This window comes from Bradyrhizobium sp. CCBAU 51745 (assembly GCF_028128715.1).
GTDB classification, from domain to species: Bacteria; Pseudomonadota; Alphaproteobacteria; order Rhizobiales; family Xanthobacteraceae; genus Bradyrhizobium; species Bradyrhizobium manausense.
In genome coordinates, this window is the sequence record NZ_LBJP01000090.1 from 24,110 (window position 1) to 42,241 (window position 18,132).

The 18,132-nt window shown below is 60.2% G+C and carries 16 protein-coding genes; 5 read left to right on the top strand and 11 right to left on the bottom strand.

The window, feature by feature from the left end:
- Positions 1-15: 15 nt before the first annotated feature.
- The 4 genes from copD to XH98_RS31615 form a co-directional block, all read right to left on the bottom strand.
- The gene (gene copD / locus XH98_RS31600; RefSeq protein ID WP_271620955.1) at positions 16-966 is read right to left on the bottom strand and encodes a copper homeostasis membrane protein CopD; all 951 of its coding nucleotides are present in this window, start codon (positions 964-966) and stop codon (positions 16-18) included.
- Entirely contained in the window at positions 963-1,283 is a 321-nt protein-coding gene (locus tag XH98_RS31605; protein ID WP_271600562.1) for a copper resistance CopC family protein, read from the bottom strand. Before XH98_RS31605 ends, copD begins: the two co-directional genes overlap by 4 nt.
- 39 nt (positions 1,284-1,322) lie before the next feature.
- Positions 1,323-2,354, bottom strand: coding sequence for a hypothetical protein (locus XH98_RS31610; protein ID WP_271620956.1), 1,032 nt, complete (start codon positions 2,352-2,354; stop codon positions 1,323-1,325).
- A 63-nt stretch (positions 2,355-2,417) separates the two neighbouring features.
- A complete protein-coding gene (locus XH98_RS31615) occupies positions 2,418-2,801 on the bottom strand; it encodes a DUF2946 domain-containing protein (RefSeq protein WP_271620957.1) in 384 nt (127 codons plus the stop codon).
- Positions 2,802-3,572: 771 nt separating this feature from the next.
- Here XH98_RS31615 and XH98_RS31625 point away from each other — a divergent pair.
- The 4 genes from XH98_RS31625 to XH98_RS31640 all read left to right on the top strand — a co-directional run bounded on the left by XH98_RS31625 (position 3,573) and on the right by XH98_RS31640 (position 8,408).
- Entirely contained in the window at positions 3,573-4,595 is a 1,023-nt protein-coding gene (locus XH98_RS31625) for a sugar ABC transporter substrate-binding protein (protein WP_057756120.1), read from the top strand.
- Between the two features lie 7 nt (positions 4,596-4,602).
- A complete protein-coding gene (locus XH98_RS31630; protein ID WP_271600558.1) occupies positions 4,603-6,105 on the top strand; it encodes a sugar ABC transporter ATP-binding protein in 1,503 nt (500 codons plus the stop codon).
- A 12-nt stretch (positions 6,106-6,117) separates the two neighbouring features.
- On the top strand, positions 6,118-7,146 hold the full coding sequence (locus XH98_RS31635) for an ABC transporter permease (RefSeq protein WP_220005612.1): 1,029 nt from the start codon (positions 6,118-6,120) through the stop codon (positions 7,144-7,146).
- A gap of 275 nt (positions 7,147-7,421) precedes the next feature.
- The gene (locus tag XH98_RS31640) at positions 7,422-8,408 is read left to right on the top strand and encodes a serine hydrolase domain-containing protein (protein WP_271600557.1); all 987 of its coding nucleotides are present in this window, start codon (positions 7,422-7,424) and stop codon (positions 8,406-8,408) included.
- A 502-nt stretch (positions 8,409-8,910) separates the two neighbouring features.
- Here XH98_RS31640 and XH98_RS31645 read toward each other — a convergent pair.
- The 7 genes from XH98_RS31645 to XH98_RS31675 all read right to left on the bottom strand — a co-directional run bounded on the left by XH98_RS31645 (position 8,911) and on the right by XH98_RS31675 (position 17,561).
- Positions 8,911-9,249 (bottom strand): hypothetical protein, encoded by a 339-nt coding sequence (locus XH98_RS31645; RefSeq protein ID WP_271600556.1) that lies wholly within the window; start codon positions 9,247-9,249, stop codon positions 8,911-8,913.
- Between the two features lie 1,522 nt (positions 9,250-10,771).
- Complete coding sequence (locus XH98_RS31650) at positions 10,772-11,104, bottom strand: MmcQ/YjbR family DNA-binding protein (protein WP_271620958.1); 333 nt, start codon at positions 11,102-11,104, stop codon at positions 10,772-10,774.
- Positions 11,105-11,329: 225 nt separating this feature from the next.
- Positions 11,330-11,830 carry a GlcG/HbpS family heme-binding protein gene (locus XH98_RS31655; RefSeq protein ID WP_271600554.1) on the bottom strand — a complete coding sequence of 167 codons (501 nt, stop codon included), beginning with the start codon at positions 11,828-11,830 and terminating at the stop codon, positions 11,330-11,332.
- Between the two features lie 28 nt (positions 11,831-11,858).
- Positions 11,859-12,452, bottom strand: coding sequence for a hypothetical protein (locus tag XH98_RS31660; protein ID WP_271600553.1), 594 nt, complete (start codon positions 12,450-12,452; stop codon positions 11,859-11,861).
- 152 nt (positions 12,453-12,604) lie between these two features.
- The gene (locus XH98_RS31665; RefSeq protein WP_271600552.1) at positions 12,605-13,348 is read right to left on the bottom strand and encodes a sulfite exporter TauE/SafE family protein; all 744 of its coding nucleotides are present in this window, start codon (positions 13,346-13,348) and stop codon (positions 12,605-12,607) included.
- A gap of 298 nt (positions 13,349-13,646) precedes the next feature.
- Complete coding sequence (locus XH98_RS31670) at positions 13,647-14,069, bottom strand: hypothetical protein (RefSeq protein ID WP_271620959.1); 423 nt, start codon at positions 14,067-14,069, stop codon at positions 13,647-13,649.
- 279 nt (positions 14,070-14,348) lie between these two features.
- The gene (locus XH98_RS31675) at positions 14,349-17,561 is read right to left on the bottom strand and encodes an adenylate/guanylate cyclase domain-containing protein (RefSeq protein ID WP_271620960.1); all 3,213 of its coding nucleotides are present in this window, start codon (positions 17,559-17,561) and stop codon (positions 14,349-14,351) included.
- 112 nt (positions 17,562-17,673) lie between these two features.
- On the opposite strand from XH98_RS31675, the gene XH98_RS31680 reads away from it, so the two are divergent.
- Positions 17,674-17,985, top strand: a complete 312-nt coding sequence (locus XH98_RS31680; RefSeq protein WP_271600549.1) for a hypothetical protein — start codon at positions 17,674-17,676, stop codon at positions 17,983-17,985.
- Positions 17,986-18,132 lie beyond the last annotated feature (147 nt).

Genomic DNA, 18,132 nt, shown 5'->3' on the forward strand with positions numbered 1-18,132 from the left:
CTCCTCTTGTTGATTTCAGTTCGCGAGGTGGATGGCGGGATGCAGCGTGCCGAGCAGCCCGACTATAGCGAAAACGACAAGGCCGAGAACGAGCTCGATGGTGCTGTTGCGCACGAGAGAGGCGCGCGCAGCATCCCCGTACTTGCCCAGCCGCGGGGTCAGTGACAGCCGGTTGACCGCAGCGAATGTCAGCATGAAGGCGAACACGGCGAGCTTGACCAACAACAATTGGCCGTACTCCGTGGCGATCAGCCCACGCACAGAGCCGACCAGGACCACGGTGTTGGCCACGCCCGTCAGTATGAGCGTTGCCACGCTGATGATGCCCATCGTCGAAAATCGCCCAACAGCGTCGCGGGCGAGCAACGGCGAGCTACCATAGCGGGCGGCGGCGAGGAAGAGAATCAGCGGCACCAGGCCACCGATCCAGCCGGCAGCGGCCAGAATATGGAGCGCGTCCGCAGCAAGATGCAGGTAGCCGACGATACCAAAGGTCGCGCCGGCATGTCCGGTCCAGGCCAGCATTGCAGCAAATGCGAGCGACGCCGCAAGTCCAAGCCATCGCGCGATCGCCGCACGATCGCAGATGAGGCAGATCGCCAAACAGACCGCAGTGCAGGCCCGGAGGGCTGCCACTCGGCCGAACTGCGTTTCGTTGACAACGGTAGACAGCACGTCAGGATTCAGCGCTTCGCCGAGCGGCATGCCACTCATCGACACCGCCTGAAGCGCCAGCCAAATCCCGCCCGAGATCACGGCGATGGCAAGGCATCCCCACGAGATCCGTAACGCACGGATCCGCGCACGCTCTGCCACGCCTGCCAACTCACGCGAAGCGGGCCCGGCGACGGAAACCTGAAACAGGATATTTCCCGCCAGCATCGCCGTCGACGCGAGATGGACAGCACGGATCGCGACCAGGGGCGCATCGGACGTTGACCAATCCATCGGCAGTTGGGCCTTCAAGGGCCGACCTGGAAGGTGAAGCTGCCGTCGGTCGTATGCGTATCCACCGACAGCACGTGCCAGTTCACGTGGTAGGTGCCGGCGCCGCCCGGCTTCAATGGAACAGATATTTGGTTGTCCTTGACGCTCGCCTTCCCGGCGTCGACGCGTTGCCCATTCGGCCCCGTGACAGTGATCGAGCTGAATGCAGCCTCGAGCTTCTGCGTGAAGGTCAGCGTCACCGCGCGCGGCAGGTTCGCGACCTTGTTGCCGACCCGCGGCTCGGCATAATCAAGCGTCGCGTGAGCCGCGGCTTCACCGGAGGCGAGCAGCAGCAACAACGGAATCATCGAGGAAAGTAAAGACGCTCGCATAGCTCAATTCCTCATAAATGGGCTGGCAGGTTGGACAGGTCCACCGAAGATCGGCTTGCCGATGCCGCGCGGATCAACGTCGTCCAGGTACAAATGCAATTGAGCGATGAAGCCGACATTGGTTCCGCTTTGCCTGTTGATCGGGATCAGCGCCTCCGCGGCAATCTGGAACTTGTTGCCGACCCAGATGACTCCCGGATTGATCGTGCCCGTCGTCATCGTGCCCGAGGTAAGCGTGTTCGCCACCGGGGTCTGCAGGGTGGCTTCGACGAGCGGGACCAGGTGATTGATGAAATCCGGCAGGCCGAGATCCACGACCGCAGATTTCAAATAGGGCATGCTGTACTGGATGGTGCCGCCCCAGTTCAGCACCCGTGGATGGAATTCAGTGTCGGCAGTGCTTAGTCCCGAGTCGGGATCGATCCCGAAGGTGGTGGTGAAGCTCCGGCCCGGAATGGCGTAGCCGACCTGCCCGGTGATCGCGACCGGCCGAAGCCAGGAGAGCGTGTCAGGAAGATCGCCAAAGCCTTTGCCGAAATAGATCGTGGGCGTGTAGGTGTTGAACGGATCCGCCCCGACGCTTTGTGCGCCGGTGCCGCCCCATTCCACGCTCAGGCCCACCGACATCACGAATTCATGCGCGGCGTTCTTGAACACGCGGTACTTGAACGTGGTCTCCAGATTCTGGAACCCGTTGGCCCCGGGAACCGTCGCATCGATCGGACCGAGGAAGGTGTAGGTCGTGCCAAACGAGATGGCGAAATCGTCGGTGATGCGCTTGGAGAACTCGCCGGACACGTCGCGCTGCCGAACGGGCGGAACGTCGCCGGTCTTGAAACTGTCGAAGGTGGGAAGCGAGAGCTCGTCGTTGACGCCGGGATCGTCGATGCCAAGCGTTGCCGGAAAGAAGCGGTTGCCGACGATCTCGTGGGCAAAGCTTCTGGAGATAAGGCTTCTGGAAACAAGGCTCGGGGAAAGAGAGCAAAGCGCAATAGCGAGGCCCCACAGGCCCGCGCGCGTGCGACTGATAGACATGAGATGTCTCCGCAAGAAAGCAAAATGACGTACAGGGTCAAGCGGCCGATCCGGCCGCTACGCTTACGTCAAATGCGGAGGCGCACGCGCCTGGGCGCTGGACCTGCCATGTGCAGTGACTGCGCTCGCATCCGCCTCGCGCCACACCACGCGCTCAGCGTGGCGTAAGGGAATGGGGAGTGTCGCCTGCGGCGGCGAATCGAAGGACGCATTGGCCTGCGCCAAGCAACACAGGGCACACGTGCCGGCATGCGCCGAGGGCGCGCCCTGGTCATTCGGGGCGCCCTGCTCACTGACGCTATGGCAGACGATGCCGGTACCAAGCGGGTCGACAACGGCTTGGCCGGCCGCCCAGCAGGCGGCAATTGGAGCCAGCACCTGCATCACGAGCGCGAGCAGGACAACCGGTAGGAATTTTTGCAGCCGTGCGCCCATCCGCCGAACCATTCGTTCGCCTGCTAACTAAACACCACGCTTGGCCCGAGTCGAGATCACATCGGCTGCCCTGGCGGCGGCGCATATTTCTCGAAAATGTTTTCGGGGGGCGTCCGTCCGGGGGCAGTGTCCGGCATTTGAGGCAGCGGCATCGCCCGGCGATCTCCACAGAATTCTTATATTTGTCATATACTTACGACCCATAACAGCCCGATCGTTTCGTCAGCTGCTCGAATTTTGAACAATCGTTGCCGAAAATGATGACAAGTGAGAAAAGTTGATCTAGCATCCCTCTTGCTCAGGCTGGCCGTGAGGTCGAAGTCTGGTGGTCCAAGTCTCGGGAGGAGCCCCTGGCGCGCAAAACGCAGCGTCGCCCCGTCAATCAAGATCAAATCTTAGAATCGGGGATAATAGGGTCGACACAATTTTTGAGCGGGGCCAGGGCCCCGCTCTTTTTTTATCTGCCTCTCCCAATCTGATCGAACAGCTTTAGGCTCGCAGCCTCGCGTTACGCCGATCTGCCGCCCCTCGTCTACCAACGGCCGTTCGATGAGCATCCTGAGACGCGCAGCGGGCCCGTGATGAGATCGATGCTTGCATTGACCATCAAGCCGATTCTCGACTTCGCAGGCGAGCGCAGCGGACTTGCAGCGTAGCGCGCTTTGCGCTGCACCAACTCTCGCGTTGCAGATTGGGTGGCGTGAACTCGTCGATTGTGAGACACTTTCCAGATCGGTAGCGCAACCAATGACGCGCCGACGACAAGATATATGGGAGCGAGCGATGTCCGAGACGAAAGATTTCTCGACGACGAGGCGCGATCTTCTTCAGGCGGCTGCGACCGCCGGCGCCGCGACTGCCATCCTCGGCAGCATGGGCATAAACCCAGCATTGGCAGCCGAGATGGGACGCAGTGAGAAGCCGCTGAAGGCGGCGTTCTCCAACGCAGGCCTTCAGGCCACCTGGTGCGCGCAGGGCAAGCAGGCCGCGGAATTCTGGGGCAAGCTGTTCAATGTCGAAGTCACCTGGTTCGATGGCCAGCTCGATGCGGTGAAGCAGCGCGCGGCGATCGACAACATGGCCTCGCAGAAATGGGATTTCGTCGCCATCCAGGCGTTCGGCATCGGCACCCTCACCCAGCCGGTGCAGAAGATGATCGACGCCGGCACGCCCGTCATCGACATGGACACGCTGATTGCGCCGCTCGACCAGATCAACGTCCATTCCTTCCTCGCCCCCGACAACGAGTTCATGGGCGCCTCGGTGACGCAGGCGCTCTGCAACGCGATGGGTGGCAAGGGCAAGATCATCATGACGCAAGGAGCCCTCGGCCACACCGGCGCGCAGGGCCGCGCCAAAGGCTTCAACTCGGTGGTGAAGCAATTCCCCGCCATCGAGGTGCTCGACACCCAGCCGGCCGATTGGGACGTCTCCAAGACCGCGCGGCTCTGGGAGACCTATCTGACCAAGTACCCGCAGATCGACGCGGCGTTCTTCCACAATGACGACATGGCGCTGGCCGCTGCCAACATCATGAAGGCCCACAACCGCACCAACATCCTGATCGGTGGTGTGGACGCGATGCCGCCGGCGATCCAGGCGGTGAGCGAGGGCCGGATGTACGCGACCGTGCGCAATCCGTCGTGCCGCATCCACGGCGGCGCGATCATTGCGGGCGTTGCGGCCGTCGTTGGCGGCGAGAAGAGCGGCCAGGGCATTCCCAAGAACGTCGTCACCGACGGCCCTGTCGTGACCAAGGCCAATGCCGCGGGCATGCAGTGGATGCAGGATCACTTCCTGATCTGAAATCTCCATGCCTGAGGGTCGACGGCCCATCCTGGAACTGCAGGGCATCACGAAGAGCTTCGGCGGCGTCGAAGCGCTTCGTGGTGTCGACTTCGCGCTTCTCCCCGGCGAGATCCACGGCCTCGTCGGCGAGAATGGCGCGGGAAAAAGCACGCTGATGAAGATCATCGCCGGCGTGCACACCGAATTTACCGGCCGCTTCCTGATCGACGGCCATGAGACCCATTTCCGCTCGGCGCGCGATGCGCATGCCGCGGGTATCGCCATGGTGCATCAGGAGCTCTCGGTCGCGCCTGATCTCACGGTCGCCGAGAACGTCTTCCTCGGCAACCAGCCGACCAACGCGCTTGGCCTCGTGCAATGGCGACGCATGGCGCACGAGGCCGGCGAGCAGCTCGCCCGCTTCGGCATCGACGTCGATCCGATGTCGAGGCTCGGCGACTTGCCGATCGGGCTGCAGCAGCTGATCGAAATCGCCCGTGTGCTGTTCTCGGGCGCGCGCATCGTCATCCTGGACGAACCGACCTCCGCCCTCTCCCCGCCCGAGGTCGAGCGGCTGTTTACGACGCTGCGGCGCTTGCGTGAGGAAGGCACCGCCATCGTCTTCATCTCCCATTTCATCGAGGACATTCTTCGCGTGTCCGATACGGTCACCGTGTTTCGCAACGGGCGGAAGGTTGCGGAGACCGCGAGCGCCGCGACCACCAAGGGCGCGCTGATCGAGGCCATGATCGGCCGCGGCGGCGAGGCGCTCGAGCACAGCTACACCGACGATCTCATGCTGCCGCGGCCGAGCGACAGTTCGGTCGTGCTGAAGGTCGACCAGCTGTCGCTGGCGCGCAGCCTCAAGGACGTCTCGTTCGAGGCCCGCGCCGGCGAGGTGCTCGGCATCTACGGCTTCATGGGTTGCGGGCAACAAGAATTGTCCCGCATCCTGTTCGGCAAGCTGAAACCGGACGCCGGCACGCTGATCGTCGAGGGCCGGCCGAAGACCTTCGCCAGCACGGCGGCGGCGCGGCGCGCGGGCATCGCGCTGGTGCCGGAGAGCCGGCGCGCCATGCTGTTTCACCAGGAGCCGGTGTACAAGAACATCTCGATCAGCATCCTCGAGCGCATCTCGTCGCTGCTGCTCAAACCGGCGCAGGAGCGTGATATCGCCAGGCGCCAGGTCGAGCAGTTGCAGATCAGGCCGCCGGTGGTCGGCCTCGACCTCGGCATGCTCTCGGGCGGCAACCAGCAGAAGGTTGCGCTGGCAAAATGGCTGACCTACCCGCCCAAGCTGCTCGTCCTGTGCGAGCCGACCCGCGGCATGGATGTCGGCGCCAAGAACGACGTCATCAACATCGTCCGCGACCTCCGCGCCAGGGGGCTCGCGATCATCGTGCTGTCGACCGAGCCGGAAACGGTGCTGTCGCTGGCCGACCGCATCCTCGTGCTCAAGCGCGGCGCATTGGTGCGGGAATTCAGGAACGAGCCGGTCAGCAAGGACCGCCTGCTGGAAGCGGCGTGACGGAGAAGCACAATGGCGAGCAGTGAGACGGCACCAGCAGCAAGCCAGCGCGCACGGGGCGCTGCGACGTTCCTGCGCTCGCAGATGCGCAACATCGCGCCGTTCCTGACGCTGATCTTCCTGTCCGCCTTCTTCGCCGTCGCCAGCCCCTCCTTCGCGACCATCGACAATCTCGGCAATATCCTGACGCAGGTGTCGGTGACAGGCATCATCGCCGTCGGCCTTACCTTCGTGATCCTCTGCGCCGAGATCGACCTGTCGATCGCGGGCATCGCCAACGTCACCGGCATCGCGGTCGCCTACTTCACGCTGCAGGAATCTTACGTCAACATCGCCAACATCCCCCTGCCCGGCGCGATCGCGATCATCCTGTCGCTCCTGCTCTGCGCGGCTCTCGGCCTCGTCAACGCGCTGGGCCTGACCGTGATCGGCATCCCCTCCTTCATCATGACCCTGGCGATGATGCAGATCGCGGCCGGCATCTCGGCGCTGCTGGTGCGCGGCCAGATCGCCTACAAGGTCCCGAGCCTGATCTCGACGCTCGGCTCGGGCTCGATCGGCGGCATCCCCTGGATCGTCATTGTTGCCGCCGTCATGCTGCTTGGCGGGCACCTCGTGCTGACCTACACGCGCTTCGGCCGCTACGTCTACATGGTCGGCGGCAATCGCGAGGCGGCCGAATATTCCGGCCTCAACGTCAAGCTCATCCTTGGCAGCGTGATGATCATCTCCGCGGTGTGCGCCGGCATCGGCGGCATGCTCGGCGTCGCCCATTTCGGCAGCGCGCAGCAGAACGAGTTCGACACCTATCTGCTCGACTCCATCGCCGCCGTCGTGGTCGGCGGCACCAGCCTATTCGGCGGCCGCGGCGGCATCGGCAACACCATCGTCGGCCTGTTCGTTCTCGGTGTTCTCAATAACGGCCTCGACCACGTCAACATCGACAGTTTCTTGAAGATCCTGATCCGCGGCCTGATCCTGCTGGCGGCGCTGATCATCAACGTCTATGCACAGCGGTTGCGAGAAAAAGCGGCGGAATAGACGCCCTCAAAACAAAAGCGCGAAAACAACCCCATGCACAGTAAAAATCATTGCGGAATTTGATGCGCAGGAATTATTCGCTATTCCCGAAATTTGGTTTGACGCGTCGGGCAAAACAGGAGTAGGATGTCATGATGGCAACCACCGGGTATCTGCGCAGCCGCTAGCTCAAGCTTGGCCCAGAGATCTCGGTACAACCAGCAGTCGTCTCCCTCCAGATATTTTCGCCAAATCTCAGAGCATAATCCATGGTCATGCGGCACGCAGCTCTGGTCATGATGACCTTGCTGCTCTTCTCGGGATGGGCACGTGCCGAGCCCGGCATTGAATGGCAATTCCTCGCTACCGGACAGACGCAGACCTCGCCGATTCAAGGCACCGTCGAAAGCTACGCGCGAAAGTACAAGCCGACCGCAATCATGATCGTGCAAGACGGCCTGGTGGTCGCGACCTCAGGCGACCTCACCCGCAAGGTCAACGTGCGCTCTGTTCGAAAGAGCTTCCTGAGTGCTCTCTACGGAATCGCCATCGAACGCGACCAGATCAAACTCGAAGGCACGCTCGACCAATTGGGGATCGACGACACCTCGCCATCGCTGACGACCGGAGAGAAGCAGGCAACTGTTCGTCAATTGCTCATGGCCCGCTCCGGGGTCTATCATCCCGCAGCTTATGAGACGAGCGACCAGAAATCGAATCGGCCGCCGCGGGGTTCCCATCGGCCCGGCACGTTCTGGTATTACAACAACTGGGACTTCAACGCCCTGGGTGCAATCTATGAAAGGGCAACGGGCTCGGACATCTTCGATAGCTTCGACAAAATGATTGCGCGTCCCATCGGGATGCAGGATTTCACCGCCCACGACGGGGCTTTCGTTGGAGATAGTTCCTCGCTTTACCGCGCCTATGTGTTCAGCATGAGCGCGCGGGATCTTGCACGCTTCGGATTACTGTTCCTCAACAAGGGACGATGGAATGACGCTTCCGTCGTTCCGTCGCAATGGACGGCCGAGTCGACCAAGGCCTATTCGGAGACCGATCGAAAAGACCGCGGCTATGGCTATCTATGGTGGACACTCGATGCCGGCGTTTGGGGACGAGACGCAATCTTTGCGTCGGGCTACGGCGGACAGTTGATCGTCATCGTGCCGGAGAAGCGTCTGGTTGCCGTTCAACTCGTCGAACTGGACCGGAGCCAGAAGGGAATTCATAGCGCGACTTTTCTCGACCTCGTTCGACAGATCGTGACGATGGCCAATTGATTTGCCAGACCACGCCCCCGCACCGCGGCATCATGCGACGAAGGTAATGTCCGCCTATCCCCCATAGCGCTCGAGTTCGTGCAATGGGTATCCGCTACGGGGCCACAAGCGGCTTTCCTTCCTACCGCGCGCCCGCTGGCAGCTTCAAAATGTGGCCGGTAGCCGAGAGTGCGCATCGAGGGTTCATCTTCGAATGCCGCAACCTGGTCCCAAAACTGCTCGACCGCACTTGCGGAGTCGCCATCGGCTCGGACGTTGATCGCTATTGCCATCCGTCGCTCTATGGATTCCTGCAACTTTGGCTGCGAGTCCGGGGGCTGCAACGGGTCATTGGCGAATCTCCGGCGGTTGATAGGACACTTCCGGTCCAACTCCAGAAACATCTCTGCGTCGCACCAACAGACGCAATGGGCCAGAAGCGAACTACAGTGGGTTGGAGCAGCGGTTGGAAACGAACATTAAGCGACAGCTTCCTTGAGGAGCCGTTCTTGAGCCCGGAGTGTCAGAGCTCGCGCGAGTCGATCCTCGCACGCAGGTGATGGCAGAAATCCTCCAGGAGCGTCTGCAGATTTTCGCAGTTGACCAATAGGCGATCTGCCTGTGCGCGTTCCGCCGTGTCAAACGCGAAGGCATTACGCAGGCGCCTTACGTGGTTCACTCTTTGGCGGCCATTGGCGGCGCGGGTTTCCGCGAACTCAAGATGCTCCAGATCGTGGCTGAGCCTGTCTTCTTCCTCGACGAGCAGCTTGGTGATGGTGGCCCGATTGTGCGGTGCAAGGTCATCGCCATTCAGGAGATCGAGATAGTGATCCACATTCGCTCGGGCCACGTATCGGTGCATGACGCCACTCCCGATTCGCTCATCTACATCAAGCGGCACTTGCCGAAACGACGCTGGCGGGCAACCAGTATTATTCCACCGCAGAAACGCCCCTGCAACATGACGCCGATCAGCCGTACAGTCGCCTGCTCCGGCGAGTTAACTTAAGTTGGGTTGTTGGGAAGCGCAAGAACGGATTACCGCAGCGATCCCGCTCATTGTCATGCCGTACAGACCTCGCGCGCGGATCGGCGTATTGCGCGCGGGTTGGCAGCGGCCAGAAGCGAAAATGCGTAGGCTGATTCCAACGAGGCGGCGTTCAGTTTCGTCCGGGCCTTCTTAAGGAACTCGGCCGCTCTTCAATATCCACACCGATCATCTTGCCGATGCGGCCTATTCAATATTTTGAATGCAGGATTGCGGCGGGGTCGAAACTAGCTTCCGAAAGACGATGCTGTCATCCGAGAAGCTTGCAACGCATCCATGCCCCTTAACGAAATGACGAAGGCGGCTCAGAGCCGCGTCGTTTTCGCCAAAGAGCCGCTTGTAGTCGTCCGTCGACAAATTGTGGAGAGCTCCGTCGCCTAAGTCAGAGAGGGACTTGTCAAGGTCGGCCAAGGTGATTCTGGTTTGTCGCATTGCCTGCCTCGCCAACCATGACAGCATCCGTCAACCCCGCAAGATTGAGCGCTGACCTCGGCTTCTTTGAAGTGACGTAAGCTTATGATGCCGGCTCGTATAATTTTTTGACGTGGATCAAAGGCAAACCGAGGGCGTCGCCAGCAGCTGCGGGCCTTGGTTGTGTGGAAACGCATGGGTCGCACAAGCGGAAGTGACGCTGCTGATTTTGAATCACATCATGGGACCCGGAATGAAGCAGCGAATATCAGTTACGCGTGCTGGCATGCCATCGATATACTCATACACGGGCCACGCAATCGTCCGCCCGGTGAGGTTGGGTCCGACAATCACCGCTTCCGGTGGCACATCCCACCATTGTCCGTACAAACGGACGCGGTATCCGCTGCCCTTACTCTCCCAATCGGGGCTGGCAACTGCTATTCCGTCCGCGTTTGAGCAGCATGGCCCCTTGCCACTTTTGAGGCTCTCGAACCAATGATTGAGTTCAGGTCGGTTAGGATCGTGCGCGTTCGCTGCCAAGTGCGAGACCAGTAGCACGATCAATGTGGTCGCCGAGTTGGCGGTCATCGAGTGCATTTGAGTCATTGCAATTTCTCTAAGAAAGCAAGAAATTAGCGCCGTGATCCCTTCAAATTGCGTTAGTTCAAACTGCGCGGTCTTCCGATACGAGCCGCGTCATGCTGCACCAATTCCAGTCAATTGGACGACTTCCAAAAATCCCGCTCGTTGCTACGTCTGCGATCCGGACCCTAAGGTTCAATGGCTGCCGATGTGAGGTAGGGGCCAAAAGCAGCCATCAGCGGCCAGCATGATCTTGGTCACCTGTCCGCGAATTTGGTTTGGAATCGAGCGAAACCCGACGCGCCTCCCGCGTCAGCGCATTCCAAGAGACACTCTCTGCTCAGCCGCGCCTGGGTTTCCGCGTTTTCGATCGAGCGTGGCGCCACGCTGTCTCCAGGGCCGACTTCAGCTCGCTCGGTGACAGCTTCGCCAGTGTCGCCGCGGTCCAGCCCTGCTTGCCCCAGGCGTTGGGCACCGGAGCGAACGCCTCCGGCGCCGTGAGGCATTTGAGCTCCTGCTCGTCCGGCGTGAACTTGAAGTTGGCCGTCTTGCCGTCGGCAGCAAGGGTCACGTAGATCCGGGCCACCTTGAACGCGGCCCGATCAAAGTGGGGGGCCTCCGTCGTCCCGGACAGCGACAGGGCTATGCGGCGAAGGTCTGCGCTCGTGGCCATCGGCAACTCATGGAAGAACAGTTTCGTGGGTCAGGCCCCCGCACAGCGTGACCTCGCACGCGGGCCATTGCAACATCATCTCGACCATCATCCACCTGCGGCTCATCGATCGTGCGCTTGCGTTTTTCATTCCTGCATGGAGATTGCCATGACCAGTGGATCACCCGCCAAGCTCCCGGGAAGGGCCTCGCAACTCCCAGTTCGATAGTTTGTCGTCGTCCTCCGTCAGAAGTCCAGCTTGTCACGTATGGCCGCGATCCCGGCTCTCGCGCACGCTTCGTCCGCGTCACCGCCCGGCGCTCCGGACACGCCGATCGCACCGACCAGAGAGCCCCCCGCTTCGACGATCAATCCTCCTCCTATGACCACCACCCCGGGAAGACTCCGAATGCCCGATTGCATCATGCCCGGCTGGCTGACCGCATTCAGCTCCATCGTGCTGGTCTTGAACGACGCAGCCGTCCACGCCTTGCCGGATGCCGTTGCTGGCGTATGGGGGCCCGCAAAGCGGTCGCGCAACACCACTTGCGTCACGCCGAAGCGATCGACAACGGCGACGGCAACCTGGTAACCATGGCTACGGCAGCTGGTTAGTGCGGCGGTCGCCAGATCGAGCGCCAGCTCCGGCGTGAGCGATTGATAGGCGACCAACGCCTCTACCGCCCGCATTGGGCAGCTGGACGCGATCAGCAGCGCCGTCGCGATCGATAAACGTCTGACTCTCATTGATATCCCCGCCAAGTTGGACGAATGCCTATTTGATCTCGCCGTAAGTCAGATCGTCGAACAAGGTCACGCTGTCGGCCTTGGTCCACAGGCCGATCATGCCGGCATCAACAATGCTGGCGTCCTCCACTTCGAATAGCGATTTTCCGTCGTAGGTCACCTTGAACCGACTTGCTGCGAAATCGCAACGCAGCACGTGCCATTGCCCTGATGTCACCGGCGTGCTGACGCCATATCCGCCTTTGCGGCCAACGATCTCCAGCGACGTCCTGACACCCTTGATCGTCTTGTAAAGCACGACATTGTCCTCAAGGGCGTTGGCCCGGACGACGTAGTAATTGTTGGCATCCTTCGCGCGCCAGATGAGTCCCGCGGCGCGATCTTCCGACCCTGCGATGGCCTTGAATTTGACTTCAACGAAGCCGTTGCGGATCGCGGTGTCGCTCTTGATCGCAAGCGGAAAAGTCGCTCGTCCGGATTGCTTGAGAACGTTCGGTTTGCTCGGCGCCGAGGGCTCGGCCTCCACGGTCCATTTCGGCTCTCCCCTGCCGGTCATCGTCAAGGTCCACCCGTCGGGCGGCAATCCGGCAGGAGCATTGTCAAAATTCAGGGTCTCGGCCACGGCATTTCCTCCCATCACCAAGCTCAGCACAGACGCCGCGGCGAGCCACATGCGCAATGAAGATCGCGACGGCAAGGCTGCGACGGTGTACGTCATTGATCGTCCCACTCCCGATGTTCGGGCCGTCCTCAGCGGCATGATGTCCTCGTCAATCAGCGAAGCGAAGGAAGCGTCGATGCGAGCAAGGACAGTCCGGCGAACAACAGCAGCGCCAGTACCGCCTTTCGGAACGTCTCGTCGTCAATCTTTCCGAACAGCCGGAAACCGGACCACAGACCGGCGACCAGGAACGGCGCGCCCAGCACGTACAATGCCAGCGTGTCCTTCGTGATGCTGCCGGCGGCCGCCTGGGAGATCGAAATGACCACGAACGCCAGGAACAGCACCGGCTGGAACACGGCCCGCTGCAGATCCTTCGGCCAGCCGCGCCATTGACAGGAGATCGTCGAGATAATGCCGCCGAGCCCGGTCAAGCCGCCAAGAAGCCCATTCGAGATGCCGATCGCGATGTCGGCACCGGTGCCGATCTTCATCGGCGCGAATACCGGTCGCGCCAGACCGTAGACTGCGTAGATCATCAGCAATACGCCGACAGAGAGCCGGAGGTAGACCGGGTTCAGATACGAGAGAATGCCCACTCCAATGGGAATTCCGACGACTGTCCCGAACGCAAGCGGCCATGCCTTGCGCAAATCCAGGCTGCTTCGCAGCTTGAAGATGCCATAGCCCTGCGTGAGCAGGCCGTAACCGGCAATCAAGGTCGCGGTCTGCATCGGCGTGATGATGTGCAGCCAGACGCCCGAGACGACGAGGCCCATCGCAAATCCGGAAAATCCGCTGACGAAGCCGCCGACCAGGGCAGCAAGAGCAAAGATAGCAAAGACAGGAGCATCCATGAGCCGTTCTCCCGAACGAGACAGCGAACGCTTGGATGGAAATCCATCTGATGGGGAGGTCGCAGATCCCCAAACTTGCAAAGTTTCATTGCCGAAACGGTTGTGCCGGCTCCTGCCTCAGCAGTGCCACCTCCCAATGCGCCGAAACGTGCACAACGGTTCCGGTGCACTGCACGCACCGCAAACGCGCGTACCTTCCGAACAAAGTTCGTCACGGCGAGTTGGTGCAGTACCTCCTGCAAGGAAGGAGACCACTATGAGACATTCAACATCAGCTGCCCTGTTGTCCGTTCTGGCGCTAGGTTTCGTGTTCACCGGAAGCGCTACACAAGCGCAGTCCACCGCCGTCCAACACCCCCAGTCGCCGCAGCAGTCGGAACAATCCCGCGAGCAGGATCGTAGCCGCGCGGGGGATGTCACGATCGGACGCGACTGGAAGGCGGACAACGAGGGTGATCACGCCGGCACGACCATGCCGAATGAGGACCATCAAACCGTGGGCCGCGACTGGCGCGCTCACCCGGAGGATCGAGATCGCCAATAGCCTCCCGATCATTGTTCTCCTGGTCTTGCTCTCCAGCCCAGGTTCAGGGCGACGACGGTACAGTGCAGCGGGAGCCAGCAGCTCGTCGATGCGCGCGTCGATGGGCGCCGGCGCGTTGGGCGCGCCGATCAGCCGAGACAGCCTATTTGATGAAATCGTGGTATGTGATGTCGACATGCAGCGCCCTTGGTGATCAGGACGCGATTCTTGGGCATGTCGCCTCGCGGGGAGATCGCAATTCCCCGTGCCACGAATAAAAGCCCTGCCAGCCGGGCTGTCAACCCGGTTGCGTCGAAAGAAGCAAAGATTCGTCGGAGGCGAGATGCTAACGCGCGATGAAATTGGGTTGAATCATCATCGCCCTTTAGCTCTTTGTTTGAGCATGATCTCCGCGCAAGCGCGTTCCGCTGATGTCGCGAGGGAAAACCGTCGTACACTTTCCAGATCAGGCTCCGGCTAGCTAATCCCGAAACCGTAAAGGCGAGCCATTACGGCCTCGCACTCTTCCGCAGCCGGAGCCAAGTCAAGGATCCTCGCCTTCCTGTGAGCGCTCCGAATTGCTCTTACGAGGTCTATGTCCGGATCGTGGCCCCCATTTGGAGACAGTTCGGCGAGCGTGAGCAGAGATAGGATTTCGGACTGCACCTCTCCGTGCGTTCGGGCCAAAGCCAGAGCCGACTTGGCAAGCTTCAAGGCGCTCTCCTGCCTTCCGAGAGAAAATTCAGCGCGTGCCAAATGCGACATACGAACGGGCTGAAAGTACAGAAGCTTTATATTGGCTGCCTCCTCTACCGCCTCTCTAAGCAGAGGAGCTGCTGCGAGAGGATCCTTTGCTGCGAGGTAGGCGCCGCCCAAATAGGTTTGCACGACGGGAGTCATGAGGCGAACCCGCGAGTTTCTCGATAGGTCGTATGCATCGTGCAAGGTACGTAATGCGAGCTCCATTTCTCCACACGCTTGGTGTAGATACCCAGTGCTGACGTTGGTGATGATCGTGTTAAGCGTACCTTCCGCTTCGGAGACCCTTCTCGCCTCTTTTACAAGATCCTTTGCCGCTTCAAGCTTTCCCAGATCGACGAGTGCACGGATCAAATAGCCCAAAGCAACCCCGGCCAGCGCACCCAAGCCACGCGAGACTTCAGGAGGCCGGGCGCGAAAGTAGTCCGCTGTATCGCGCATGCGCTTGGCTGTTTCGGAGAGCCGCCCCCGCCCCATGTGGCCTAGACCAACGAAGAAGTTCGCGCGCTGCACCAGATCCTGGTCCTGGAGCTCCGAACCCAACCGAGCACTGGCCTTGCCATGGGCGATAGAAGCTCTGTGCTCGCCCATCAGCCACGAAACATGGCTAAGGAACAAAGCCACTTGCGCTTCACGAACTTTGTCATCAGCGGCTGATGCAATCGAATTCGCTTCGGTCATAAGCCGGTGAACACGAGAAAGCTCTCCAAGCTGAAAGAGTGGATATCGCATATCGAGCCGCAGATCGAACTCGATTGCACTCCTGTCATCCCCGTCGCGCAGGCGTTCTACAAAACGGAGGGCCTCTTCGTAATATGTTACCGCCTCTCGGCATGCGGAGCGCGATGCCGACTTGCGACCGGCGGATTGGGCATAGATAATCGCTTTCTCGGCGTTGCCACTGGCGATTGCGTGATGGGCGAATCGCTCCGCCAGCTCCCACTTCCGTTCGGACAGCCGAGATTCCATTGCCGAGAGAATTCGCTGATGTAGCAATGTGCGCTGCTCGCGAAGCAGCCCATCATATGCAACGTCTCTTAGAACGACGTGACGAAAAGCATATTCACCTTCAGGAAAAAACCCCGTTTGCTCGATGAACTCGGCACGACACAACCGTTCGAGCGCTTGCGCGAGCGATTGCTCCGGCAGTTGCGCGATCTCAGCCAATATCAGGGTTGGAATCCACACGCCGATTGCAGCGCAGGCTTGAAGAACGCGTTTCGCCGTCGGGTCGAGCAGATCAATTCTCTGGGCGACCACCAGTGCGATCGTAGGTGGTAGCTGAATGTTGCTGATCTCTTTGGCGGGATGGAACGCCCCGAACTCACCTAGCAGCACGCCTTCGTCGACCAGCGAGCGGACACATTCCTCAAGAAAGAGTGGATTTCCGTTGGCTCGATCAAGAATGATACCGATCGCGTTCTGCAACTCTGCGGAGTATCCCAAAATGTGTTGTAGCAACGTTCGCGCTTCCTTGGCGTGTAACGGAGCAAGTTTGATCGTGGTGCAGTAGGTTCGATCCTGCCATGCAAGCTTGATCCCTGGGCGAAAGGTCACGATGCACAGAAGTGTCGTAGTCGGCAAAGCATCCGCGAGATGATCGAGAACTTCGCGTGTCCCGATGTCGGACCAATGAAGATCCTCAAGAAGTATGCAGAATGGGCCGTTTCGCGCTTCTTGAAGCAAGGCCGTGCTGATGGCCGCAATAAGCTTCTGCCGGCGTTCTTCAGGTGTAAGGAGAAGCCATCCTTGATCAGCGGGATCCACGCCAAACAACGCGAGAAGGGGCGCCGTGAGCCAGGAGAGACCGGAGCCAAGACGATTTATCCAGGCCGACAGTGTCGTCCGCAAGCGCTCGGCGTCGTATTCCGACTCCAGATTCAGGCGACGTCGTAAAAGGTAGGCGAACGGTGCGCAATCCGTGGCGCTGTCATAGGATACGCAGCTGGCTTTCAAGAAATGCCACGGACCAATGGCTTCCGATCCGACGAATTTTTCGACCAGACGCGACTTTCCGCTTCCTGCCTCTCCGACAATTGCCGCAATCCGTCCTTGCCCGGATATTGCCAAGCTCGCTGAATTGAGAAAGGTCGCATATTCGGTTTCGCGGTTGATGAATGGAGTAGGAGTGCGGTAAGGCTGCGCGCGTATACGCGCCGCGTTGGGGATAGCTCCCAACAATTCGTACACCTCAACCGGTTTTGGCAATCCTCGTACGCTCATTTCGCCGAGGGAACGCACGCGGAATAGTCCCTCGGTGCTTTTGACGGTGCTCGCCGTTAAGAAGGCGGTGCCGGGCTTGGCCATTTGCTCCATACGAGCTGCAAGATGTACGGTTTCTCCGACGGCATCATATTGCACCGATAAGTCGAACGTGTTCACGCCGACGATGACTTCACCGGAATTGATTCCGACCCGAACAACCAAATTTCGTCCACGCTGTCGTTCCAGGGCGGCAAACTCGAGTATCGCTAGCGCGGCAAGACACGCTCGAGACGAATGATCTTCCCGCGCGACGGGAGCGCCGAAGAGTGCCAGTATTCCGTCACCTCGCGTTCCGCTTACCGTTCCACCGTATCTATGAACCGCATTCGCCATTCCGCGAAATGCATCTGAAAGGAATGTCTCCGTCCACTCAATATCGCGGCTCGCAATGGTCTCGAATGAAGAGACGATGTCTGCGAATAGAACCGATACATGCTTTCTCTCGGCTCGTCCGAGATCTTCCAGCCAGTTGCCGGCTGCTGCTTTCTCCGGCCCGGACACTTCGGAGAGCGCGGGCTTGAGCCGCGTACCGCAAGCAGCACAGAATCGAGCCTTCTGATCTCCGACATTGCCACATGCCGCACAGTAGGTGTGCAGCCCCGCGCCGCAGACGCCGCAGGAGCCGGCGCTTTCTTCATTTCCCGAACCGCACACCAAGCAATACATATAGCGCCCATGCTGAACAACAGTCGCCGCCGACCGCTACACGTGTCAGTTGAACTAAATGGATGTCCCGGCTATGCTGCATCCTGGAACGTTGTGTGTCAAAGGGGGAGTCATGGCGAAAAAGGCTGGTGTGCGGGTCGTTCATAAAGGTCGTGGTGTCGCCATAGTGAGGCTGACCATGCCGGCTAAATCGACGACCGGCCGACATGTAGAGTCCAGGCCGTACATAGTTGTACCTTTGACCGGCGGTACGTTGGATAGGGACACGTACACCGGAGCCAAGGGTACGAAAGCGAAAAAGGACAAGATCCGGCTGAAGCCGTTTGTAACCTACGAACGGAAAACCGGTCGCGGGCTTGACCACGAACTTTTTAATAACGGCGACGAGACGGTCGTATTGCTCAAGTGTTATTTACCGAAATAGCTGGGTGTTCGCCGCGCCACTGAGTTGTCTTGAGAGCCAAGCGTCGGTTTTCCGCCTCGCTTGGCCGCAATGCAGATACCGCGAAGGGCCGTGGACGCGCATGCTCCATACGTCGGCTCCGCCGGCGAGCGGGTCGACGCGCGCTGC

What these genes read in the sequence shown, in the direction of transcription:
- XH98_RS31635 (WP_220005612.1), top strand. Translation starts at nt 6,118, where the DNA reads ATGGCGAGCAGTGAGACGGCACCAGCAGCAAGCCAGCGCGCACGGGGC.
- XH98_RS31680 (WP_271600549.1), top strand. Translation starts at nt 17,674, where the DNA reads ATGGCGAAAAAGGCTGGTGTGCGGGTCGTTCATAAAGGTCGTGGTGTC.
- XH98_RS31645 (WP_271600556.1), bottom strand. Translation starts at nt 9,249, where the DNA reads ATGCACCGATACGTGGCCCGAGCGAATGTGGATCACTATCTCGATCTC.
- XH98_RS31640 (WP_271600557.1), top strand. Translation starts at nt 7,422, where the DNA reads ATGATGACCTTGCTGCTCTTCTCGGGATGGGCACGTGCCGAGCCCGGC.
- XH98_RS31675 (WP_271620960.1), bottom strand. Translation starts at nt 17,561, where the DNA reads ATGTATTGCTTGGTGTGCGGTTCGGGAAATGAAGAAAGCGCCGGCTCC.
- XH98_RS31615 (WP_271620957.1), bottom strand. Translation starts at nt 2,801, where the DNA reads ATGGTTCGGCGGATGGGCGCACGGCTGCAAAAATTCCTACCGGTTGTC.
- XH98_RS31630 (WP_271600558.1), top strand. Translation starts at nt 4,603, where the DNA reads ATGCCTGAGGGTCGACGGCCCATCCTGGAACTGCAGGGCATCACGAAG.
- XH98_RS31670 (WP_271620959.1), bottom strand. Translation starts at nt 14,069, where the DNA reads ATGTCGACATCACATACCACGATTTCATCAAATAGGCTGTCTCGGCTG.
- XH98_RS31650 (WP_271620958.1), bottom strand. Translation starts at nt 11,104, where the DNA reads ATGGCCACGAGCGCAGACCTTCGCCGCATAGCCCTGTCGCTGTCCGGG.
- XH98_RS31610 (WP_271620956.1), bottom strand. Translation starts at nt 2,354, where the DNA reads ATGTCTATCAGTCGCACGCGCGCGGGCCTGTGGGGCCTCGCTATTGCG.
- XH98_RS31665 (WP_271600552.1), bottom strand. Translation starts at nt 13,348, where the DNA reads ATGGATGCTCCTGTCTTTGCTATCTTTGCTCTTGCTGCCCTGGTCGGC.
- XH98_RS31625 (WP_057756120.1), top strand. Translation starts at nt 3,573, where the DNA reads ATGTCCGAGACGAAAGATTTCTCGACGACGAGGCGCGATCTTCTTCAG.
- XH98_RS31655 (WP_271600554.1), bottom strand. Translation starts at nt 11,830, where the DNA reads ATGAGAGTCAGACGTTTATCGATCGCGACGGCGCTGCTGATCGCGTCC.